This is a genomic window from Polaromonas sp. P1_F8 (genome assembly GCF_056405635.1).
In genome coordinates this window covers 1,251,735-1,274,405 of sequence record NZ_JBFUBS010000001.1, presented here as the reverse complement: position 1 = coordinate 1,274,405, position 22,671 = coordinate 1,251,735, and the positions used below count along the sequence as shown (strand labels likewise).

Annotated in this window: 21 protein-coding genes and 1 other RNA gene; 10 read left to right on the top strand and 12 right to left on the bottom strand. The window is 60.1% G+C overall.

Annotated features, from left to right (window positions below; all coding sequences use genetic code 11):
- Positions 1-113 precede the first annotated feature (113 nt).
- From rfaE1 to gyrA, 11 genes are all read right to left on the bottom strand, one after another.
- The gene (gene rfaE1, locus AC1D1J_RS06030; RefSeq protein ID WP_477694137.1) at positions 114-1,061 is read right to left on the bottom strand and encodes a D-glycero-beta-D-manno-heptose-7-phosphate kinase; all 948 of its coding nucleotides are present in this window, start codon (positions 1,059-1,061) and stop codon (positions 114-116) included.
- A 101-nt stretch (positions 1,062-1,162) separates the two neighbouring features.
- Entirely contained in the window at positions 1,163-2,308 is a 1,146-nt protein-coding gene (gene lapB, locus AC1D1J_RS06025; protein WP_477694136.1) for a lipopolysaccharide assembly protein LapB, read from the bottom strand.
- Complete coding sequence (locus tag AC1D1J_RS06020; protein WP_457280053.1) at positions 2,298-2,582, bottom strand: LapA family protein; 285 nt, start codon at positions 2,580-2,582, stop codon at positions 2,298-2,300. Before AC1D1J_RS06020 ends, lapB begins: the two co-directional genes overlap by 11 nt.
- Before the next feature lie 63 nt (positions 2,583-2,645).
- On the bottom strand, positions 2,646-2,960 hold the full coding sequence (locus AC1D1J_RS06015; protein ID WP_477667953.1) for an integration host factor subunit beta: 315 nt from the start codon (positions 2,958-2,960) through the stop codon (positions 2,646-2,648).
- A gap of 63 nt (positions 2,961-3,023) precedes the next feature.
- Positions 3,024-4,709, bottom strand: a complete 1,686-nt coding sequence (gene rpsA / locus AC1D1J_RS06010; protein ID WP_457280054.1) for a 30S ribosomal protein S1 — start codon at positions 4,707-4,709, stop codon at positions 3,024-3,026.
- Between the two features lie 150 nt (positions 4,710-4,859).
- Complete coding sequence (locus AC1D1J_RS06005; protein ID WP_477694135.1) at positions 4,860-6,848, bottom strand: bifunctional 3-phosphoshikimate 1-carboxyvinyltransferase/cytidylate kinase; 1,989 nt, start codon at positions 6,846-6,848, stop codon at positions 4,860-4,862.
- Between the two features lie 11 nt (positions 6,849-6,859).
- A complete protein-coding gene (locus tag AC1D1J_RS06000) occupies positions 6,860-7,738 on the bottom strand; it encodes a prephenate dehydrogenase (RefSeq protein ID WP_457280056.1) in 879 nt (292 codons plus the stop codon).
- A 33-nt stretch (positions 7,739-7,771) separates the two neighbouring features.
- The gene (gene pheA / locus AC1D1J_RS05995) at positions 7,772-8,854 is read right to left on the bottom strand and encodes a prephenate dehydratase (RefSeq protein ID WP_477685176.1); all 1,083 of its coding nucleotides are present in this window, start codon (positions 8,852-8,854) and stop codon (positions 7,772-7,774) included.
- 83 nt (positions 8,855-8,937) lie between these two features.
- A complete protein-coding gene (gene serC, locus AC1D1J_RS05990) occupies positions 8,938-10,044 on the bottom strand; it encodes a 3-phosphoserine/phosphohydroxythreonine transaminase (protein WP_477685177.1) in 1,107 nt (368 codons plus the stop codon).
- Entirely contained in the window at positions 10,041-10,616 is a 576-nt protein-coding gene (locus tag AC1D1J_RS05985; protein WP_477685178.1) for a DUF2059 domain-containing protein, read from the bottom strand. Before AC1D1J_RS05985 ends, serC begins: the two co-directional genes overlap by 4 nt.
- Positions 10,616-13,264: a DNA gyrase subunit A gene (gene gyrA / locus AC1D1J_RS05980; RefSeq protein ID WP_477646286.1), complete on the bottom strand. Its 2,649-nt coding sequence runs from the start codon at positions 13,262-13,264 to the stop codon at positions 10,616-10,618. Before gyrA ends, AC1D1J_RS05985 begins: the two co-directional genes overlap by 1 nt.
- 251 nt (positions 13,265-13,515) lie before the next feature.
- Between gyrA and ompA the strand changes: the two genes are divergently transcribed.
- The 6 genes from ompA to AC1D1J_RS05950 all read left to right on the top strand — a co-directional run bounded on the left by ompA (position 13,516) and on the right by AC1D1J_RS05950 (position 17,561).
- The gene (gene ompA / locus AC1D1J_RS05975) at positions 13,516-14,151 is read left to right on the top strand and encodes an outer membrane protein OmpA (protein ID WP_477694134.1); all 636 of its coding nucleotides are present in this window, start codon (positions 13,516-13,518) and stop codon (positions 14,149-14,151) included.
- 66 nt (positions 14,152-14,217) lie between these two features.
- Complete coding sequence (gene ubiG, locus AC1D1J_RS05970; protein ID WP_477646284.1) at positions 14,218-14,925, top strand: bifunctional 2-polyprenyl-6-hydroxyphenol methylase/3-demethylubiquinol 3-O-methyltransferase UbiG; 708 nt, start codon at positions 14,218-14,220, stop codon at positions 14,923-14,925.
- Between the two features lie 28 nt (positions 14,926-14,953).
- The gene (locus AC1D1J_RS05965; RefSeq protein ID WP_477694133.1) at positions 14,954-15,619 is read left to right on the top strand and encodes an HAD family hydrolase; all 666 of its coding nucleotides are present in this window, start codon (positions 14,954-14,956) and stop codon (positions 15,617-15,619) included.
- A 12-nt stretch (positions 15,620-15,631) separates the two neighbouring features.
- Positions 15,632-16,018: a transfer-messenger RNA gene (gene ssrA / locus AC1D1J_RS05960) on the top strand.
- Between the two features lie 124 nt (positions 16,019-16,142).
- Complete coding sequence (locus AC1D1J_RS05955; RefSeq protein WP_477694477.1) at positions 16,143-16,889, top strand: pseudouridine synthase; 747 nt, start codon at positions 16,143-16,145, stop codon at positions 16,887-16,889.
- A 78-nt stretch (positions 16,890-16,967) separates the two neighbouring features.
- Complete coding sequence (locus tag AC1D1J_RS05950) at positions 16,968-17,561, top strand: putative pterin-binding protein (RefSeq protein ID WP_477694132.1); 594 nt, start codon at positions 16,968-16,970, stop codon at positions 17,559-17,561.
- A 120-nt stretch (positions 17,562-17,681) separates the two neighbouring features.
- Here AC1D1J_RS05950 and AC1D1J_RS05945 read toward each other — a convergent pair whose 3' ends face one another.
- A complete protein-coding gene (locus AC1D1J_RS05945) occupies positions 17,682-18,488 on the bottom strand; it encodes an alpha/beta fold hydrolase (protein WP_477694131.1) in 807 nt (268 codons plus the stop codon).
- A 141-nt stretch (positions 18,489-18,629) separates the two neighbouring features.
- On the opposite strand from AC1D1J_RS05945, the gene AC1D1J_RS05940 reads away from it, so the two are divergent.
- The 4 genes from AC1D1J_RS05940 (at position 18,630) to AC1D1J_RS05925 (ending at position 22,651) form a co-directional block, all read left to right on the top strand.
- Complete coding sequence (locus tag AC1D1J_RS05940; RefSeq protein WP_477694130.1) at positions 18,630-19,643, top strand: YVTN family beta-propeller repeat protein; 1,014 nt, start codon at positions 18,630-18,632, stop codon at positions 19,641-19,643.
- 109 nt (positions 19,644-19,752) lie between these two features.
- Positions 19,753-20,643, top strand: coding sequence for a polysaccharide deacetylase family protein (locus AC1D1J_RS05935; protein WP_477694476.1), 891 nt, complete (start codon positions 19,753-19,755; stop codon positions 20,641-20,643).
- A gap of 5 nt (positions 20,644-20,648) precedes the next feature.
- Entirely contained in the window at positions 20,649-21,605 is a 957-nt protein-coding gene (locus AC1D1J_RS05930) for a sterol desaturase family protein (protein ID WP_477694129.1), read from the top strand.
- A 119-nt stretch (positions 21,606-21,724) separates the two neighbouring features.
- A complete protein-coding gene (locus AC1D1J_RS05925) occupies positions 21,725-22,651 on the top strand; it encodes an EI24 domain-containing protein (protein WP_477694128.1) in 927 nt (308 codons plus the stop codon).
- The last annotated feature ends 20 nt before the right edge of the window (positions 22,652-22,671 follow it).

The window sequence follows — 22,671 nt, the reverse complement described above, 5'->3', positions numbered from 1 at the left end:
TTCCAGCAGGTTTCAGAGAAGACTAACTTGCTTTGGCAAGTTATGTCGGAGCAAAAACCTGCAGCACCCGTGACAACTATTTTCATGATGAATCCTTTAACCTGAGCCGCAATTTAATGCGCGGCAAACAGCTCGTCGTAACTGACCGTTGCGGTACCAAACTTGCCGACCACAATGCCACCGGCACGGTTGGCGATGGGCACCGCATCGCGAAGGCTCATGCCCGTAGCCGCCATGGCTGCCAGTGTGGCGATCACCGTATCGCCGGCGCCGGTGACGTCGAACACTTCACGTGCCACGGCCGGTACATTCAGCTCACCCTGGGCGTCAAACAGTGTCATGCCTTCCTCGCTGCGGGTCAGCAGCAGGGCATCAAGATTGAGTGTGGTGCGCAGGTTATGGGCTTTGGTGCGCAGCTCGGCTTCGTTGTTCCAGGTACCGATCACGTGCTCGAGCTCGGCGCGATTCGGCGTGATGACGCTGGCGTTTTTGTAGCGTGCGTAGTCCGCCCCCTTGGGATCGACCAGCACCACTTTGCCGGCAGCGCGCGCCTGGGCGATCATCAGCACGATATGCGCGAGGCCGCCTTTGCCGTAGTCTGAAAAGAGCACGGCATCGTGTTGTGTGTGCAGTTTTTCAAAGGTGGCGGACTGCGAGGCGAGCACCTCGTTTTCCGGCGTGTTCTCGAAGTCGAGCCGGATCAGCTGCTGCTGGCGGCCAATGACGCGCAGCTTGACCGTTGTTTTGAGCCGTGCGTCGCGGCCGAAGTAAGGGGCGATGCCGGTTTTGGCGACCAGCGCCTCCAATTGGTGGCTGGCCTCATCGTCGCCCACCACGGTCAGCAGCGAGGCCTGTGCGCCCAACGTGACGATGTTGTAGGCCACATTGGCAGCGGCGCCTATGCGCTCTTCGGTGCGTGTGACACGCACCACGGGCACCGGTGCCTCAGGTGAAATGCGGTCTACCGCGCCGTACCAGTAGCGGTCCAGCATGGCGTCGCCCACCACGAGGACACGGGCTTTGGCGATTCGTTCAGCGGATAGTGTGAGAGTAGTGGTCATGTCTGTCTGTATTCAAACCAGAACAGCGTGGAACCGGCTTCGCCGGGCCACAGCTGTTGCCCCCTGCAAGGGGGGAGGAGGCGAAGCCTCCACGGGGGTGTTCATAATTCTTCTATTCGGCGCGTCGGGTAGCTGTCCCAAGCCTGGCAGCCAGGGCAGTGCCAGAAGTGCTGCGTGGCTTCAAAGCCGCACGCGGCACAACGATAGCGCATCAACGGTTTGGTTGCCTGACCCAGCGAGCGCTGCACCAGGGCGTGGTGATGTGCATCCTGGAGTTGTTCCCCTTCTATCCACTTGCCGGCGGCGACCAGCGACGCCTGGCGTTCCATGTGCCTGGCATACCACTGGCGTGCCGACGCGGGGTCTTTTTCCAGTTTGACGATGGCTTCAACCACGTCGATGGACGGTGTGTTGGCGTAACTGGTCTTCAGCAACTCCAGTGCGACGGCTTCCTGGCCGCTTGCCTGGGCGATATTGGCGAGCAGGCCGGCGGCAAGCGGAAGCCCTTGCGGTGCCAGGTCTTCCAGCTTCTGCAATGTGCGCAGGGCATCTTGTGGCCTGCCGAGCTGGTGTTGCAGTTTGGCCAGGTCAATCAGCGGCCGGGCCGACACCGGGGCCATGGCGACCGCCTGCTGCAATGTCTCCAGGGCCTGGCCTGTGTCGCCCGCCGCTGCGGAAGCAATGGCCTGCTCGCAGAGGTAATGCGCCTGCCGGGCACTGAAGCTGCCATGGCTGGAGGTGCCCAGCCTGGCTGCGATTTCGGTTGCGTTAGGCCAATCGCGCGAGCGTTCATAAATGGACAGCAACGCAAGCCGGGCTTCTTCCTCGAACGGTGTTCCCTCCAGTTTGCGCAGCGCGATCTCGGCGCGGTCCAGCAGGCCGGCCTTGAGGAAATCCAGGGCCAGTGCATGCTGGGCGCGGTCGCGTTCCGGTTGCGTCAGGTCGCCGCGCGACATCAGGTGTTCGTGTACGCGCACGGCGCGTTCGTATTCGCCGCGGCGGCGAAACAGGTTGCCCAGGGCGAAGTGAAGCTCGGAAGTGTCGGGGTCGTTCTGTACGGCTTCTATAAAGGCGTCTATGGCCTGGTCCTGCTGCTCATTGAGCAGAAAATTCAGGCCCTTGAAGTAGGCTTTGGGTGCCTGGCGGTTTTCGATGCGCAGTTGCCGCAAGTCCAGTCGCGAAGCCAGCCAGCCCAGGGTAAAGGCGATCGGAAACCCGAGCAGGACCCAGGTGAAATCAAATTCCATGATGAAGCGTGGAGGGGTCTTCGGTCACGGTGTGGGGGCCCATGGTGGAGGAGGCATATTTGGCCGATCTGCGCTTTTTCCACCAGCGCGGCATCATGACAAGAATACCGAGCGCCAGCCCACAGGCGAAGACACTCAGGACAACCAGCACCAGAGGTGCTCGCCACATCGTGCCAAAGAAAAAATTCACCGAAACCGTTTGTTGGTTATTCAGTGCAAAAGCAAACAGCGTAAAAAAAATGGCTGCCTTGAGCAGCCACATGAGGTATTTCACTTGGTCGTCCCCCGTGGTGGTCTCGCGATTGTAGCCAGACCACCGGGGGAAAACAGCAAGACCTTACTTCGGATCCGTGACCGCCAGGAGCTCCTGGGTCCGGGCATCCACCGTTTCCCGCAACGCCTTGCCCGGCTTGAAATGGGGCACCCGTTTTTCAGGGATGGCCACGCTTTCACCGGAACGCGGATTGCGGCCCATGCGAGGCGGGCGGCGGTTGATGGAAAAACTGCCAAATCCCCTGATTTCGATCCGGTGGCCGCGCACCAACGCGTCGCTCATGGCATCAAGAATCGTCTTGACGGCATATTCGGCGTCGCGGTGCGTCAGCTGGCTGAATCGGGCTGCCAGTTCTTCGACAAGATCGCTTCGGGTCATGGATAAAGTAGCTGTACAGCGATGCAATCCGCCGGGGGCGTATCACACCGCTGCACGGTCGCCTTACTTCTCGTTGTTGTCCAGCTTGGCGCGCAACAGGGCGCCAAGGTTGGTCAGGCCGGCGCTTTCGCGCGAAGACTGCTGGCTCAGGGTTGCCATGGCTTCCTGCTGGTCAGCGTTGTCCTTGGCTTTGACCGACAGTTGGATGTTGCGGGTCTTGCGATCCACATTCACCACAACTGCGGACACTTCGTCGCCTTCTTTCAGCACGTTGCGCGCATCTTCGACGCGGTCACGGCTGATTTCGCTGGCGCGGAGGTAGCCGATGATGTCTTCGCCGAGATCGATTTCAGCGCCCTTGGCATCAACAGTCTTGACCTTGCCGGTCACAATCGCGCCCTTGTCGTTGATCGACACGAACGTGGTGAACGGATCGGAATCCAGCTGCTTGATACCCAGGGAGATGCGTTCGCGGTCGACGTCGACTGCCAGAACGATCGCTTCGACTTCCTGGCCCTTTTTGTAGTTGCGAACGGCGGCTTCGCCGGGTTCGTTCCACGAGAGGTCGGACAGGTGCACGAGGCCGTCGATGCCGGCAGCCAGGCCCACAAAGACGCCGAAGTCGGTGATCGACTTGATCGGGCCCTTGACGCGGTCGCCGCGCTTGGTTTCCTGTGCAAATTCTTGCCATGGGTTGGCCTTGCACTGCTTCATGCCCAGGCTGATACGGCGCTTGTCTTCGTCGATCTCGAGGACCATGACTTCGACTTCGTCGCCCAGTGCCACGAGCTTGCTCGGCGCCACATTCTTGTTGGTCCAATCCATTTCGGACACGTGGACCAGGCCTTCGATACCTGGCTCGAGTTCAACAAATGCGCCGTAGTCGGCGATGTTGGTGATCTTGCCGAACAGGCGCGTGCCTTGTGGATAGCGGCGGTTCACGCCCATCCATGGGTCGTCGCCCATCTGTTTCAGACCCAGCGAGACACGGTTCTTTTCGGTGTCGAACTTCAGGATCTTGGCCACGATTTCCTGGCCAGCCGTCACCACTTCGCTTGGGTGACGCACGCGGCGCCATGCCATGTCGGTGATGTGCAGCAGGCCGTCGATGCCGCCCAGGTCAACGAACGCGCCGTATTCGGTGATGTTCTTGACGACGCCCTTGACGGAGGAGCCTTCCTTCAGGGTTTCCATCAGCTTGGCGCGTTCTTCGCCCATGCTGGCTTCGACCACGGCACGGCGTGACAACACGACGTTGTTGCGCTTGCGGTCCAGCTTGATGACCTTGAATTCCATGGTCTTGTTCTCGTACGGAGACAAGTCCTTGATGGGGCGGGTGTCGATGAGCGAGCCGGGCAGGAAGGCGCGGATGCCGTTGACGAGGACGGTGAGACCGCCCTTGACCTTGCCGCTGGTCTGGCCGGTGACGAATTCGCCGGATTCCAGGGCTTTTTCCAGACTCATCCACGAGGCCAGGCGCTTGGCCTTGTCGCGGGACAGCAGGGTGTCGCCATAGCCGTTTTCGACGGAGTCGATGGCCACGGAGACAAAGTCGCCGACCTGGACTTCGAGTTCGCCCTGGTCGTTCTTGAATTCTTCGAGCGGCACATAGGCCTCGGACTTCAGTCCGGCGTTGACGACGACGTGGTTGTGGTCGATGCGAACGACTTCAGCGGTGATGACTTCACCGGTGCGCATTTCAGAGCGCTGGAGCGATTCGTTAAATAGATCGGCAAAAGATTCAGACATGATTTTCCTCATCCACACAACAGGGTTCCAATAGCGGAATTGCTATTGTTTTTATAGCTGCTTGCGGCGGTTGCTTGCGGCCAGACGTTGAATAAGGCTGCGGGTTACGTTAATGAACCTGCTGACCAAGCGCAGGGTGCGCGTCGGGGGTCAGAAGGGCCGGGTGCCTTGCCACCAGTCAATCACCTGATCAACCGATTTTTCAATCGACAGATAGGAATTGTCCAGGGGACGGGCGTCATCAGCAGGCTTCAAAGGGGCGGCCTTTCGCGATGAATCGCGGGCGTCACGTGCCTCTAAATCTTGCTGAATCTCGCTGATTATAGCTGAATTTCCCTTTGAAATCAACTGCTTATGCCGTCGTTCAGCGCGGTGCCGGGCGCTGGCCGTCAGGTAGATTTTGAGCGGCGCATCGGGAAAAATGACGGTTCCCATGTCCCGCCCGTCTGCTACCAGACCGGGCAACTGCCGGAAACTGTGTTGCAGGGTCAGCAGCGCAGCGCGAACCTGGGGATGGGCCGAGACCCGGGAAGCGGCCATTCCGGCAGCTTCGGAGCGGATGGCCTCTGACACATCTTCCGCCCCGAGGAAAATCCGGTCGCCCTGAAAACGAACCGGCATGGTACTGGCGATTTGCGCAACAGCCGCCCCGTCGTCGAGCGAAACGTCGGCACGCAAGGCGGCAAATGCGCTCAAGCGATACAGGGCGCCGGAGTCAAGATAGTGGTAGCCGAGTCGTTGTGCCGTCAAAGCTGCCAGGGTACCTTTACCCGAGGCAGTGGGGCCATCGACGCAAATCACCGGGATATGGTTGACATCTGCTTTGGCCACCATGAACAGGGCCTCGAAGTAATCCGGAAATGTTTTGCCGACACATTTGGGGTCAAGAATCCGGATGGGCAACCGGGCCGGGTTGAAAGCGGCCAGCGAAAAACACATGGCTACGCGGTGATCGTCGTAGGTGTGAATGGGCGCGGTTTTCCATTCGCCGGACAGGGGCGGGGTAATTTTGAGATAGTCCACCCCTTCTTCCACCGTGGCGCCGAGCTTTTGCAACTCGCAGGCCATCGCGGCGATGCGGTCGGTTTCCTTGACGCGCCAGCTGGCAATGTTGCGCAAGGTGGTGGTCCCCTCGGCATACAGCGCCATCACGGCCAGCGTCATCGCGGCATCGGGAATATGGTTGCAATCCAGATCAATCGCCTTGAGCGGCCACGCACCGCGCGAGATGCGCAATGAATTGGGCGTGCTGTCGATTTGCGCGCCCATCATTCGTGCGGCCTCCACGAAACGGATGTCGCCCTGGATGGAGTCTGCCCCGACCCCCGAAACTTCAATGCCATTTTGGCCTGCAGCGCCCGATGCTATTGCGCCAAGCGCTATGAAATAGCTAGCAGAGGAAGCGTCGCCTTCAACATGGATTTCTCCGGGCGACTGGTAGCGGCTGCCGGCGGGGATGACGAACTGCTCCCAGCCTTTGCGCTGCACGTCAATGCCGAAACGTTTGAGCAGCTTGAGCGTGATTTCAATGTAGGGCCGTGAAATCAGCTCCCCCACGACCTCAATGCAGATGTTGTCAACAGCCACAATGGGCAGGGCCATCAGCAGGGCGGTCAGGAACTGGCTGGAAACATCTCCGCGTACCCGGATGGGTTCTTTCAGGTTCAATTGGCCGGAACGCAAGCGCAGGGGCGGAAAACCTTCATTTCCCAGGTAATCGATGGAGCAGCCCAGCTGCCGGAGGGCATCAACCAGGTCGCCGATAGGCCTTTCGTGCATACGGGCCACGCCCGACAGCTCAAATTCCCCACCCAGCAAGGCCAGAGCGGCCGTCAATGGACGCATGGCAGTACCGGCATTGCCCAAAAACAGCTTGACCGGTGTGTGAACGTTGCGGCCGCCAAGGCCGGTGATTATCGCGGTACTGCCCTCTTGTTTTACTTCGCAGCCAAGCTGCCTGAGCGCTGTCAGCATCACGGCGGTGTCGTCAGACGCCAGGAGATCGTGAACTGTGGTTTCCCCGTGGCTCAGGGCAGCCAGCAACAAGACGCGATTGGAAATGCTTTTGGATCCGGGCAGGCGGACAGTGCCTCCCGCTCCACTGAGGGGCGGGATGTCCAGGAACTCGATGTCGAACATGAATCGCAGGTTTATTTATGCGATTTTTGAGAAGAGATGCGCCAGTTGGCGCGCGTCTCGCTGGCTTGCTCAATGAGCGCTTCCAGGCCGTCGCCGTTGCTGCTCGAAATGAGTACTTCGAGGGACTGCAGGGTCTGCTGGAAGATCTTGGACTGCGCCAGCAACTCTTCGCGGTTGGCAATCAGGATGTCGCGCCACATTTTCGGATCGCTCGCAGCAATGCGTGTGAAGTCGCGAAAGCCGGGCCCGGCCAGGGACATGTAATCCTTCCCGTGCTCCTGTCCGGTAATGCCATTGATCAGTGCAAAGGCGATCAGGTGGGGCAGATGGCTGACTGCGGCGTACGCAGCGTCATGTGCCTGCGGCGACATCTTGAGGACATGACAGCCCATGGCGGTCCATACGTCGGTGGCTTTTTGCAGCTGGACCGTGAAAGTCCGCTCTATGGGGGTCAGGATGACCTGCTTTCCGTTGTAGAGGTCGACATCGGCGTGTTCGACACCCGACACCTCTTTGCCGGTAATGGGATGGCAGGGAACGAAAGAACCGACGTTGCCCTGCAGGACCCGCCGTGCGGCATCGACCACGTCGCGCTTGGTGGAGCCGACATCCATGATCAGGGTGTTTGGGCCAACAAGATGCCGGATCGCCTTGAAGGTGGCTTCGGTTGCAGAAACCGGTACCGCCAGCAGGACAATGTCAGCTCCGGAGACTGCCAGCAAGGCGGAAGGCGCCTCTACGTCGATGACACCCATCTGGCGTGCGCGCTCGGTCGTCGAAGGCGACTTGCTATAGCCCACCACGCGTTTGACCAGACCGGCGCGTTTGAGAGCCAGCGCAAAAGAACCGCCCATCAGGCCGCATCCAATGAGACCTAATTGTTCAAACATGTCGTGGTACCAGGGGTTTTGTGAGTTCGTGCATTAATCGCTGACAGGATAGGTTCCGAGAACCTTGTAAAAGGCGCACATTTGCTGCAGGTCAGCCAGTGCCGCCTTGACGTGGTCCTGCGACGGATGGCCTTGCAAATCGATATAAAAATAATATTCCCACTGGCCGGAGCGTGCCGGGCGCGATTCAAAGCGGGTCATGGAGACGCCGTGAGCTTTCAACGGCATCAGGATGTCATGGACGGCGCCGGGGCGGTTGGGTACGGAGACCACCAGGCTGACACAGTCTTTGCCGGAGAGGGGCGGGGAGGGCAGTGTTTGCGGCAGGCACACCACGGCAAAGCGCGTGCGGTTAAACGCGTCGTCCTGAATGGCGTGGGCGGCCGTATACAGGCCAAATTGGGTGGCGGCCCGGTCACTGGCAATGCCGGCCCATGCCGGGTTGGTGGAAGCAAGGCGTGCACCTTCCGCATTGCTGGAGGCTGCCCGGCGCTCCACATTGGGCAGGTGCGTGGTCAACCAGCCCTGGCATTGGGCCAGGGCCTGGGGGTGTGCATACACGGCTTCGATACCTTCCAGGGACTCGGAAAGCCGTAGGAGGTTGTGGCGCACCATCAGGCTGATCTCGCCAACGATGTGCAGGGGGGAGTTCAGGAACAGGTCGAGAGAGCGGGACACGACGCCCTCGGTCGAGTTTTCGACCGGCACAACCCCGTAGCTGGCGCTGCCGGCAGCCGTTGCGCGAAAAACCTCGTCGATGCTGACACAGGGAACATGCTCGATGCTGGCGCCAAAAAACTGCAGTGCTGCCTGCTCGCTGAAAGTGCCGGCGGGACCGAGGTATGCCACACGCACCGGAGATTCCAGTGCCAGGCAAGCCGACATGATTTCACGCCACACGGCCGCAACATGCTCATTTTTGAGCGGCCCCTGATTGGCTTGCTGGATCTGCTCAATGACCTGGGCAACGCGATCCGGGCGAAAGAAGGGAGTGCCTTCGCGTTTTTTGACTTCGCCGACCTGCTCGGCGACCAGGGCGCGACGATTCAGCAGGGCGAGCAGTTCTCGGTCCAGTGCATCAATCTGTACGCGTAAATCTGCAAGATGGGTGGTCATGTCAAAGACCACCCGGCCATGCGGCGGGTGCTGCAAACCTGCTGGAAAGGCGAACCATAATGAGGGCGAAAAAACATTTCATCCTAGGCGTGTTTTTGTTCGAATTCTCGCATGTACTCCACCAGTGCCTGGACACCGGCCAGTGGCATGGCGTTGTAAATGCTGGCGCGCAGCCCTCCCACTGACTTGTGACCCTTGAGCTGAAGCAAGCCCCGTGCCTTGGCACCTGAGAGAAACGCGTCGTTCCGTGACTCATCGCGCAAGAAAAATGGAACGTTCATCCGGGACCGGCAGTTTTTGTCGACCTTGTTGAGATAAAACTGCGAGCCGTCAATGGCGTCATACAGAAGCCGCGCCTTGGTTTTGTTGCGCGCTTCCATTGCGGCAATGCCGGTAGCGCCGCCTTCTTGCTGGCACTTGAGCCACGCGAAGGTAAGGCCTGCAATGTAGATTGCGTACGTGGGGGGCGTGTTGTACATGGACTGGTTGTCCGCTACGGTCTTGTAATCAAAGGCGCTGGGGCAAATCGCCAGCGCACGGCCAAGCAGGTCTTCCCGGATGACCACCAGCGTGACACCTGCAGGCCCCAGGTTTTTTTGTGCACCACCAAATGCCAGGCCAACGAGAGACCAGTCAACCGGCCGCGATGCTACATGAGAGGAAAAATCGATGACCAGTGGCGCATCGCTTCCCAAGGCCTTAAGGTCTGGAAGGCTTTGAAACTCCACACCGTGGATGGTTTCATTGGTGCACAGGTGGACGTAGCTTGCGTCCGACCGCAGCTTCCAGCCGGACGGAGGTGGTAGCAGCGTGTGCCCGTTGTCTGCATTGCTCGCAGCGATCTGCGCATCGCAATACTTGCGTGCCTCTTTTTGCGATTTTTCACTCCAGCTGCCTGTTACCACGAAATCGGCCGAACGACCCTCCGAGACATTGATGGGAACAATGGCGTTTTCGGCAAGTCCGCCGCCCTGCATGAACAGGATCTTGAAGTGGGCCGGAATGGCCATCAGCTCACGAAAATCAGCCTCCGCGTTTTCATAAATGGAAATGAACTCTTTTCCACGATGACTCATCTCCATCACGCTCATGCCGCTGCCGTGCCAGTCCAGCATTTCGCCCGCCGCCTGCCGCAAAACCTCTTCGGGCAGGTTCGCCGGGCCAGCGGAAAAATTGAAAGGACGGGTCATTTCTTGGCGGGCGGCTTGCCTGCTCCCGGCGCGGGGCCGGTACCAATGATCTTCAGCGCCACGTCGTCGAACTGCTTGGCACGTGCGAGGACGTCGGCACGGGTGGCCTCCACCAGTTTTTGTACAAAGACATTACCCAGATCGGGCGCCGTAGCCTGGTATTTCTTGACGGCAGGTGATTCAAAAAAAGCAGCAAGCTGCTGGAGTTCTTCCTGTGTGAACCGTTCTGAATACGCAGGTACCAGCGATTCGGCGCTGACTTTGCTGACCTGCTTGCTGATCAACTTGCTCGCATCATCAACATATTTCTTGAGTTCGGCGTTAAGTTCTTCAGACGCTTTTGGCTGCTTGGCTTTGGGAACATTTTCTTCCATTTTTGGAGCCCATTTAACAATGAGTTCCTGCGCCGTGGTGCCCGCAAGCTGGTTCACCAGCCGGTCAAGCTCCGGTCCTTGCTGTAGCGCGACCACTTTTTTGGCCAGCTCTGTTTTTGGATCTGCGGCCTGCGCGTGAACAGCCGTGGCGCCGCAGGCCATGGCAGCGATCGTGATAGCGGTAAGGAAGATTTTCATCAGGTACTTTCGATGTTGGGGGTGTCTGTGCCGGTACCGGTTTCAGTATCGGGTTCATCCAGCGTGGCATCGTTTTCGACGATGCGCTGGAGGCCGCTTAATTGTGAACCTTCGTCAAGGCCGATGAGCGTAACACCCTGTGTAGCCCTTCCCATTTCGCGGATTTCGCTGACGCGCGTGCGGACCAGCACGCCCTTGTCGGTGATCAGCATGATCTCGTCGTCCACGTGAACCAGCGTGGCTGCGACCACCTTGCCGTTGCGCTCGCTCTGCTGGATGGCGATCATGCCCTTGGTGCCGCGGCCGTGACGCGTGTATTCGGTGATGGACGTGCGTTTGCCATACCCGTTCTGGGTGGCTGTCAGCACACTTTGCTGCTCGTCTTCGGCAACCAGCATGGCGATCACGCCCTGGCCGTCTTCGAGCATCATGCCGCGCACGCCGCGCGCATTGCGGCCCATGGGGCGCACGTCGTTTTCGTCGAAGCGCACGGCCTTGCCGCCGTCACTGAACAGCATCACGTCGTGCTTGCCGTCAGTCAGCGACGCACCAATCAGGTAGTCGCCCGCGTCAAGGTCGACCGCGATGATGCCGGCTTTGCGCGGATTGTTAAATTCGTCCAGAGCGGTTTTCTTCACGGTGCCCATCGAGGTGGCCATGAAGACGTACTGATCAGCCGGGAAGCTGCGCTTTTCGCCCGTGAGAGGAAGGACGACGGTGATTTTTTCACCTTCCTGCAGAGGGAACATGTTGACGATGGGACGCCCGCGCGAGCCGCGCGAGCCGGCGGGTACTTCCCAGACCTTGAGCCAGTAGAGCCGGCCGCGGTTGGAAAAGCACAGGATGTAATCGTGCGTGTTGGCGATGAAGAGCTGGTCAACCCAGTCGTCTTCCTTGGTGGCAGTGGCCAGCTTGCCGCGGCCGCCGCGTTTTTGCGCCCGGTATTCCGACAGCGGCTGGCTCTTGATATATCCGGTGTGTGAAAGTGTCACCACCATGTCGGTGGGGGTGATGAGGTCTTCGGTACTGAGATCAAACGAGCTGTGCTCGATCTGGCTACGGCGGGCGCCGAGCTTTGTCTGGCCGAATTCCAGCTTGATGGCCGACAGTTCTTCGCCAATGATGATGGAAACCCGTTCCGGTTTTGCCAGGATGTCGAGCAAGTCATCGATCTCAGCCATGACTTCCTTGTACTCAGCCACGATCTTGTCCTGCTCCAGGCCAGTCAGGCGTTGCAGGCGCATCTGCAGGATTTCCTGTGCCTGTGTTTCCGAGAGGCGGTACAGCCCATCGTTGCCCATGCCAAACATTTTCTCGAGGCCATCGGGGCGGTAGTCATCGGCGTTGACCACGCCGCCATCGGCGCGTGTGCGGGTCAGCATTTCGCGCACCAGGCTGCTGTCCCAGGGGCGCAGCATCAGCTCGGCCTTGGCGACGGGAGGCGTGGGAGCATTTCGGATGATGGCGATGAAGTCGTCAATATTGGCCAGGGCCACTGCCAAGCCTTCCAGTACGTGTCCGCGTTCGCGCGCCTTGCGCAGCGTGAACACGGTACGGCGCGTCACGACTTCACGGCGGTGCGACAGGAAGACCTGGATCAGGTCCTTCAGGTTGCAAAGTTTCGGCTGGCCATTGACCAGTGCCACCATATTGATGCCGAAGGTGTCCTGCAGCTGGGTCTGCTTGTAAAGGTTGTTCAGCACCACTTCGGGCACTTCGCCACGCTTGAGTTCGATCACCAAGCGCATGCCCGATTTGTCGCTCTCATCCTGGATATGGCTGATGCCTTCGATTTTCTTCTCGTGCACCAGCTCGGCCATCCGCTCCTGAAGCGTCTTTTTGTTGACCTGGTAGGGGAGCTCGTCGACGATGATGGACTGGCGCTGGCCTTTGTCGATGTCCTCGAAGTGGCACTTGGCACGCATGACCACCTTGCCGCGGCCGGTACGGTAGCCGTCCTTGACGCCGTTGATGCCGTAAATAATGCCACCCGTGGGGAAGTCCGGCGCAGGCACGATCTCCATCAATTCGTCAATGGAGGCCCCCGGGTTCTTCAGCATATGAAGGCATGCATCGACCACTTCATTGAGGTTGTGGGGCGGAATGTTGGTCGCCATCCCCACCGCAATGCCGCCCGACCCGTTGACCAGCAGGTTCGGCAAGCGTGTCGGCATGACCAGCGGTTCCTGCTCGCTGCCGTCGTAGTTGGGGCCGAAATCGACGGTTTCCTTGTCAAGGTCGGCGAGCAGCTCATGGGCAATTTTCGACAGGCGGATTTCGGTGTAGCGCATGGCCGCGGCGTTGTCGCCATCGACAGAGCCGAAATTCCCCTGACCGTCAACCAGCAGGTGGCGCAGGGAAAAATCCTGGGCCATCCGCACAATGGTGTCGTAGACTGACTGGTCGCCGTGCGGATGGTACTTGCCGATCACGTCGCCGACGATACGCGCCGACTTTTTGTAAGGGCGGTTCCAGTCGTTGTTCAGTTCGTGCATGGCAAAAAGCACGCGCCGGTGTACCGGCTTGAGGCCGTCCCTTGCATCGGGCAGAGCCCGCCCCACGATCACGCTCATCGCGTAATCGAGGTAGCTTCGCCGCATTTCCTCTTCAAGACTGATGGGCAGGGTTTCTTTAGCGAACTGGGTCATGAGCGGCCTGGTTGGGATTTCGAGATCTTGAAGGAAACCGCTGATTTTAAGGCCGGAGTTTAAAGCGATGGCCTGTGGCGGGACAGCAACAAATGCTGAAGAATCTTAAGTCTGTGTCAGACGAAGCCGATAGCGTGCTTGAAGGTTCAGGCAGGTGTGGCACAATCGATGTAACGCTTTGAGTGATGGTCACTCACGGCGTGTAAATTACTAATCGCAGCCAGTCTGCGGCTTTTCTCTAGAGGAGAACCATGAAGAAACTCAACAAAGTGGCAATGTTGTTTGCTTCCGCAGCGCTTGTTACCGCCGCTGGTGCACAAACTATCGACAACTGGAAAAACGGTTCCAACGAACTGGTCTGGAAAAACGGTACCAACGAACTGTGCTGGCGTGACGCCTACTGGACGCCTGCTACCGCAGCGCCTGGTTGCGATGGCGCAATTGCCCCTGCGATGGCTCCTGCTGCTCCGGCCGCCGCTGCTCCTGCTGCTGCACCCGCTGCCGCAGCTACGACTCCTCCTCCAGCCGCAACGAAAGTTACCTACGCTGCTGATGCTTTCTTTGACTTCAACAAGTCAGTGATCAAGCCAGAAGGCAAAGCCAAGCTGGATGACCTGGTCGGCAAGATCAAGGATATCAACCTGGAAGTCATCATTGCCGTGGGTCACACCGACTCCGTGGGTAGCGATGCTTACAACCAGAAGCTGTCGGTTCGCCGTTCGGAAGCCGTCAAGGCATATCTCGTGTCCAAGGGCATCGAGAAAAACCGCGTCTACACTGAAGGCAAGGGCGAGAAACAGCCAGTTGCTGACAACAAGACCGCCGAAGGCCGCGCGAAGAATCGCCGCGTGGAAATCGAAGTGGTTGGTACCCGCGCCAACAAGTAATCCTTTCGGATCGCTTCAAAAACCGCGCTACGGCGCGGTTTTTTTATGCCTCAACGATAATGCGTCATGTCTATTAGCGATAACTTTGACCCTGCCGAACTGGCGAAATTCTCGGACCTGGCCCACCGCTGGTGGGACACCGAGAGTGAATTTCGCCCCTTGCACCAGATCAATCCGCTCCGTTTGGGCTGGATCGAGAGCCTGGTTCCGCTCAAAGGGCTGCGTGTACTCGACGTCGGCTGCGGCGGCGGCATCCTGGCCGACTCGATGGCGCGCCGCGGCGCTGATGTCCTGGGCATCGATTTGGCGACCAAAGCGCTGAAAGTCGCCCAGCTTCACGCGCTGGAGGCACAGACCGAGGGTGTCCAATACCGTGAAATCAGCGCCGAAGCGCTGGCAGCCGAGCAGCCTGGCCGTTTTGACGTTGTCACCTGCATGGAAATGCTGGAGCACGTGCCCGACCCGTCTTCCATCGTCAAAGCCTGCGCCGCGCTGGTCAAGCCTGGGGGGTATGTGTTTTTTTCGACCATCAATCGCAATGCCAAGGCCTTTCTGTTTGCCATCGTTGGGGCGGAATACGTACTTAACATGCTGCCACGCGGCACCCACGAGTACGCCAAACTGATCAAACCCAGTGAGCTGGCCGGGTACTGCCGCGCCTCCGGTCTCTCGCTTGAGCAAACCCGGGGCATGGAATACAACCCCCTGACACGTCACTACTGGCTCAGTGCGGACACCAGCGTGAATTACCTGCTGGCCACGCAAAAGAGCTGAGTCTCGTTTTTACCCATATTCGCGCTACATGTTCAAAGACACCGATGCCGTGCTGTTCGACCTCGACGGCACCCTGATTGACAGTGCCCCTGATCTGGGCGCCGCGGCCGACAAAATGCGTACGGACCGTGGCCTGGAATCGCTGCCCCTTGCGCTTTACCGTCCCATGGCCGGCGCGGGTGCGCGCGGCATGATTGCGGTGGCCTTCGGGATGGCACCCGAAGACCCTGGCTTTGGTGAGCTCCGGGAGGAGTTTTTCAGCAATTACGAATCGCGCATGACCGAAAACACCTCAGTGTTTGAGGGGGTGGCGGATCTGATCGCGCGCATCGACCAGATGGGGCTGAAGTGGGGCGTGGTGACCAACAAGTCCGCCCGCTTCACCATTCCGCTGACCAAGGCCATGCCTTTGTTCAATACAGCGAAAACCATCATCAGTGGCGACACCACGCCGCATGCCAAACCCCATCCGGCTCCCTTGCTGGAAGCGGCACGTCAGCTCGAGCTTGCTCCCGGGCGCTGCATCTATGTCGGGGACGACGAACGCGACATCGTGGCCGGCCGCGCCGCCGGCATGTCCACCGTCGCCGCCGCCTACGGCTACCTCGGCAAAACCGCCGATACCGAGGGCTGGAAGGCCGATGCCACTATCGCTGCGCCCGGCGCGCTCTTGAATTTGCTGCGAATGGCGTAAACTAGGCTTCCTGGGGCTGCATTGGTTTCGACGTGGGTTCGGACGCGGTGTGGTGCATGTCGAGCTGAGTGTGCTCGTAAAACTGATTCAAACAAACTAACTGCAAACGACGAACGTTTCGCACTCGCTGCTTAATTGCCAGTGAGCTTTACAACAGCAGGCCGATGGGCTGGGCAAGGGGTGTTTAGCGCAAGTTAAATGCTCCCGGCTGTAAAGATAATTTCATCGGCTGGCTCCGGGCTGGGTACCTTAACCCGGGGCAAGAAAATAGGGTGCTGGCGTCCTGTGTAGCGTGCGACTGCGCGACACAGGTGGCGAGACTCAAATCAGACCGCTAAACATGTAGATCTGCCCGAACAAGGCTTGCGGACGGGGGTTCAAATCCCCCCAGCTCCACCATTTCACGAAAGCCCAGCCTTTACCGGTTGGGCTTTTTCATTGGGCGCCTGTTTTCGGGTTGCCTGTCTGCTCCCTGCTCATGCCCGCCGCTCTGGTACCGGGCGACAATAGCCCCATGGCAAGCATGCAACTTCAAGAAATTCTTTTCTCTCAGGGCTTCGGCACGCGGCGCGTGTGCGCGGGGCTGGTTCAACAGGGCTTTGTGGCTGTAGCTGGCGTCCCTTGTGCGGAACCAGCTATGGAATTTATAGCAGAAGGCCTGCACTTCACGGTGCAGGGCGTGGCCTGGGAGTACCACGAGAAAGCCTACCTGATGCTGCACAAGCCAGCCGGCTACGAATGCTCGCAAAAGCCCAGCACTTACCCCAGCATTTACACGCTGCTGCCCGCGCCGATTCGCCAGCGCGGCGGTGGCGCGGCTGCCGGCGTGCAGGCGGTGGGCCGGCTGGACCAGGACACGACGGGTCTTTTGCTTCTGTCGGACGACGGCAAGTTCATCCACCGCATGAGCTCGCCCAAGCACCATGTGCCCAAGGTGTATGAAGTGCGCGCCAAACATCCGGTGGACGACAAGCAAATCCAGAAACTGCTGGCTGGCGTGGTGCTGGACGACGACCCCAAGCCCGTGCGAGCCGCCGCATGTGAAAAAACCGGTGAGAACCAGCTGAGCCTGACCCTTACCGAAGGCAAGTACCACCAGGTCAAGCGCATGATCGCCGCGGTGGGCAACCGGGTTGAGGAAGTGGGCGGCCTGCACCGTTCACGTATTGGTACGCTGGATTTGCCGCCTGACCTGAAACCCGGCGGATGGCGCTGGCTGACGCCGCAAGACATGGCCAGCATTTCAGCGCCTTCGGTCAAAACCCCCTGAAACCGGTAAAAAAACCAGACCCAAACGCGGCGGCAAGCGGTACGCTGCCAGCTTCGCAAAAAACCACTCGGAGGAAACATGAATCCACGCCGTCAATTCCTGAATGCCGCCGCAATCGGTGCGGTGGCCGCGCCGTCGCTGGCCCTGGCGCAGCACGCGCCCAAAGCGTCGCGAGGCCCGATCCTGTTGACTGTCAGCGGGCGGATCGGCGCGGGCAACCGCGGCGCCTTCGATCCGGCGCTCGACCAGATGATGGGCAAGCAGAAAATCCAGTTCGACAAGGCCCATGTCTTTGACTTTGCCGCACTCACTGCGCTGCCGGCCATCACCATCAAGCCGACGCTGGAATACGACAGCAAGCCACACACCCTGAAAGGCCCCTTGCTGGCTGATGTCATGAAAGCTGCCGGCGTGAAGTTGACCGACAAGACAACGCTTTTCCTGCGCGCCGTGGACGGCTACGCCGCCCAGGTCACCGCCGCCGAGGCCAGCAAGTACCGCTTCATCGTTGCGACCCACCTGGACGGCCAGCCCATGGCGCTCGGAGGGCTGGGACCACTCTGGGCTGTGTATGACGCGGACCGTTTTCCCGACATGGCTGCCAAGCCGCTGCCGGCGCGCTTTGCCTGGTGTCCCTGGGCGACGTACCACATCGAAGTCAAAGAGGCTTGAGCGGCGCCTGTTTCCCGTTGAAATGACGGTCCAGGTCTTGTTTTCTTGAATGAAATTAGCCTGTAAACCAATAGGGACGGGCGCAAGCAGCTATGAAAAACGTAGCGACTGCCAAACGGCTCAATCGATGTCTTTGAGAAAGTCAGTGATCGCTTCAACCGTTTTTTCAGGCTGGTCGCGCTGGGGTGAGTGTCCGCAGGCGGCCAGCCTCAGTTGCCGGGCATGGGGTGCTGCCAGCGCAATCTCGTCCAGCTGCCGCATGGTGCCGTACTCATCCTCAAGCCCCTGGATGAGCAGCAGCGGCGCCGCAATGCGCGTGCAGTCCGGCCTGATGTCAAAGTTGCGAAAGGCCGGCGACAGCCAGACATCGTTCCATTGCCAGAAAGCGACGTCCACATCAGCGTGGTAACGAGCCAGGCGCTCGCGCAAACCTCCTGATTCAAACGCGGTTGCGGCCTGGGCAATTGCCTGAACTGCGATGTCTTCGACCAGCACGTGGGGTGCCATCGCGATGCAGGCCGAAACCGGGTGGCGGCTGGCATGGAGCAGGGCGATGCTGGCGCCGTCGGAATGGCCGAGCAACACGGGGTTTTCAACCCGCAGCGTATCCAGCAGCGCGGGCAACACCTCCCAGGCCTCGCGGTGCATGTAGTCGGGCAGCAGGCGGCCGGTGCGTTGGCCGTTCTGCTCTGCCGGTTCACCGCGTACGTTTGGTACGGACTCTGACTGCCCATAGCCGCGCCGCGAATACACCATACCCGCCCGTCCGGTTGCCGTGCATACCGCCTGGGGCCAGTCCAGGCCGCGCTGCGTCCAGAGGCTGACCGAGCCCAGGCCCTCATGCAGGAAAACCACCGGAGCGAGGTCGGCGCGCCCGGCAATGTGCCTGACCTCCAGGCGCGCGCCGTTGATCTCCATCAAATTCATCGTTGCATCGTAAAGGATGTAAACGATTGGGCGAATCTGGCGTTGGGAAAAGGGGCCGCAGAGGACTTTTGGGTACCTTCAGGCATTTGCCATCGCTGACGCCCGGTACACTAGCTGGTTGCACGTAGAAAGACCGTTTTTGTGAATGTTTTCGTCCGTTTTGCCGCCTGGCTGCTTGCCCTTGCCGGTTTGGCATGCTCCACCGCCTTTGCCCAGACGGCCGCCGCTGGTGCCGCACTTTCGGGAATCACAACGCCTGTTTTTGTGCTGAACTCGCTCGAAGACAGTGTCAGTGTGATCAACCCGGCCACCTGGACGGAAACCAGACGCATTGCCACCGGCAAGCAGCCGCATCACCTGTACCTCACGCCCGATGAAAAATCGGTGATTGTTGCCAACGCGCTGTCGGACTCGCTCACCTTCATCGACCCGAAAACCGCTGAAGTGCAGCGCACGGTGCGCGGCATCATCGACCCCTACCAGCTGCGCTTTTCTCCCGACATGAAATGGTTTGTCACGGCCGCCAACCGCCTCAACCACATCGACATCTACAAGTGGGACGGCAAGGACATCACGCTGGCCAAGCGGGTGGCCACCGGCCGCACGCCAAGCCATCTGTGGATAGACACCAAAAGCACCACGGTTTATTCGACCATGCAGGACAGCGACGAGCTGATCGCCGTCGACCTGCCCAGCCAGTCCATCAAGTGGCGCGTCAAGACCGGCTCCATCCCGGCCGACGTGTATGGCACAGCCGACGACAAGCACCTGCTGGTGGGCCTGACCGGCAGCGACGCCGTCGAGGTGTATGACGTGAGCGGCGCGCAACCGCAGCGAACCAAGGTCATCAAGACCGGCGCCGGCGCGCACGCGTTCCGCGCCTTCGGCGACAAACGCCATGTGCTGGTCAGCAACCGTGTGGCCAACAGCATCAGCAAGATCGACCTGCAGACCCTGGAAGTGGTGGACAACTACCCCGCGCCGGGCGGCCCGGACTGTATCGACGTGAGCCGTGACGGCAAGCAGATACTGGTCACGTCGCGCTGGGCACGCAAGCTCACGGTGATCGACGTGGCAAGCCACAAGATCGTCCGGCAGGTCAATGTTGGAAAGAGCCCCCATGGCGTCTGGACGCTTGACCACGCACCACGCTGAGCCCCCACGGTCGCTCACTGCGTGTAGCTTCCTGCCCCCCGAGGGGGCCGCTGCGCCTGCGGTCTGGCAAAGCCAGTCCCGCGGCCCCGGCTTGCTTGAAGAGTCTCCGCTGACCACCGCTACGGCTCGTCTGCTGCAGACATTGGTTGCTATTCTTTTGATAGCTGCTTGCGCTCATCCTGTATGGGCTGCAGGCAAAAACAATGCACAAAAAGCCGCACAAAACGCGCCGCAGCCGGTCGAAGCGGCCTGCAAACCCGTCTACCTGACGCTGGACACTGGCCACATGGCGGTAGCGCCGCTGATGGCTGAGGTGCTGAACAGGCACAAGGTCAAGGTCACCTTTTTTGCCGCCAACGAGCGTACGCAAACCGGCGATGGCAGCCTGGGCACACAGTGGGCGGGCTGGTGGAAGGCACGGGCGGGTGAAGGCCACGAATTTGCCTCGCACACCTGGGACCACGTTTATTGGCGGGGCGATGTACCCGGCGCACCCGGTGCACCGGTGCAGTTCAGGATGCGGCCTTCTGCGGGCCCGCAGGAAGGCAAGGACTTCACCTGGACGGCGAAGCAGTATTGCGAAGAAATCGGCAAGTCCAGCAAACGCCTCGAAGAAATAACCGGCAAAAAAACACTGCCGCTTTTTCGCGCGCCGGGCGGCAAAACCTCGCCCGCGCTGCTGGCGGCGGCCAAGTCCTGTGGCTTTGAGCATGTGGGCTGGTCGCCCGCCGGTTTCCTGGGTGATGAGCTGGCCAGCGAGAGGTTCGGCAATGATTTCCTGCTGAAGAAGGCGCTGCGCGACATCCGCTCCGGCGACATCCTGCTGGCCCACCTGGGCATCTGGTCACGCAAGGACCCCTGGGCACCTGCTGTGCTGGAGCCGCTCATCACCGGCCTGCAGTCGCGGGGCTTTTGCTTCAAGACCCTGGCTGAACATCCCCAGTACAAAGACTGGATTGCGTCGCAGGCCGCCCCGGCGCCTGCCAGGCCTTCAAAATAAGCCACATGGACTGGTTCAGCGATCTCTTTTCGATGGCGCAGCAGTGGCTGTTTGAGTCCGCCGTACAGCCGGCCATGTTTGCGCTGGGCATGGGCAACCTGCTGGAAGACGGCTACGACGCCACCGCCTGGTTCATGGTGGGCGTGATCCAGGTACTGATATTGCTGGCCATCGTCGGCCCGCTTCAACGCTGGCGGCCGGTAGAGCCCGTGCTGGACCGGGCCACCATACGCACCGATGTGCTCTACACCCTGATCCACCGGCTGGGCCTGTTTCGCATCGCGCTGTTTTTCACGCTGGACCCGTGGTTTGACGAAGCATTTGGCGCGCTGCGCACGGCCGGCTATGGCACTTTCCACCTGGACCAGCTCTGGCCAGGCGTGACGGACAACGCCCTCGTCAGCTTCGCGATTTATCTTGCGGTGTTTGACTTTGTGGCGTACTGGACGCATCGCGGCCAGCACCAGATCGAGTGGTGGTGGCGCCTGCATTCGCTGCACCATGCGCAGCGGCAGATGACGATGTGGAGCGACAACCGCAACCACCTGCTGGACGACATCCTGGTCGACTCCATCGTCGTGCTGGTGGCCCAGCTCATCGGCGTGGCGCCGGGGCAGTTCATTGCCATCGTGGCCTTTACCCAGCTCAGCGAAAGCTTTCAGCATGCCAATGTGCGGATGTGGTTCGGGCAGGTGGGCGAGCGCCTGTGGATCAGCCCGCGCTTTCACCGCTTGCACCACAGCATCGGCATTGGCCACGAAAGCCATGGACCCAAAACGCTGGGGGGCCACAACTTCGGCGTGCTGCTCCCTTGGTGGGACATGCTGTTCCGCACGGTCAATTTTGAGCAGCGCTATGACCCGACGGGCATTCGCGACCAGGTCGAAGCCAATCGCGACTATGGCAAGGGCTTCTGGTCGCAGCAATGGCTTGGCTTGAAACGCCTCGTCGGCAAAGCCTGAACTTGCTGAGCTCTTAAGCCAGCATGAGCCGCGGGACTGGCTTTGCCAGACCGCAGGCGGGCGGCCTCCTCGGGGGGGAGTTACACGCAGTGAACGACTGTGGGGGCTACACTTTCAGCATGAGCAAACTTCTTGACGCCTTCTGGCGCGCTGCGATGTATTGCCTGCACCCGCGGGTCATTGCGTTGTCGGTCCTGCCGCTGATCATCATGGTGGTGATCTCCCTGGGCCTGGGGTATTTTTTCTGGAACGATGCCGTGGAAGCCATCCGGTCGCAGATTGGCAGCTACGAGCTTGTCAGCACGCTGGTGCGCTGGCTTGAGGGCTTGGGCCTGAGCGACCTGCGCATGGTGCTGGCACCTGCGTTGTTGCTGTTCCTGGCGATCCCCGTGATCGTGATCGTGGCACTGCTCTTTGTGGCGCTGCTCATGACGCCGGCCATGGTGGCCCTGGTGGCTGAACGGCGCTTTCCCCAGATGGAACGCAAACGCGGCGGTTCCCTGTTCACCAGTTTGTTCTGGTCGCTGGGATCGACCTTGCTGGCTGCGGTGGCGCTGGTCATTTCGATTCCGCTTTGGTTGATTCCACCGCTGATCCTGGTGCTGCCCCCGCTGATCTGGGGCTGGCTGACTTACCGTGTCATGTCTTATGACGCCATGGTGGACCACGCCAGCAGTGAAGAGCGGCGCCAGATATTCAAGGAGCATCGCCTGCCGCTGCTGGCGATCGGTGTGTTCAGCGGCTACCTCGGCGCGGCTCCCAGCCTGCTGTGGGCCTCGGGCGCGATGTTTGTAGCCATGGCACCCATCCTGGTGCCGGTGGCCATCTGGATCTACACCCTGGTGTTTGCGTTTTCCTCGCTCTGGTTTGCGCACTACACGCTGTCGGCCCTGGAGCAACTCCGCAAGAAGAATAATGCCCTGGCGCCCGACCCGCTTGCGCAAGCAGCTATCCAATCGATAGCAAGTGAGCTGGCCCCCGATGCCCTTCCCGGGCCGGCGCCCAGCTTCGGTTCGCTGGGCGGCAAGCCCGAATCACAACCCTGAACCCGTTACCTGACAAGCCT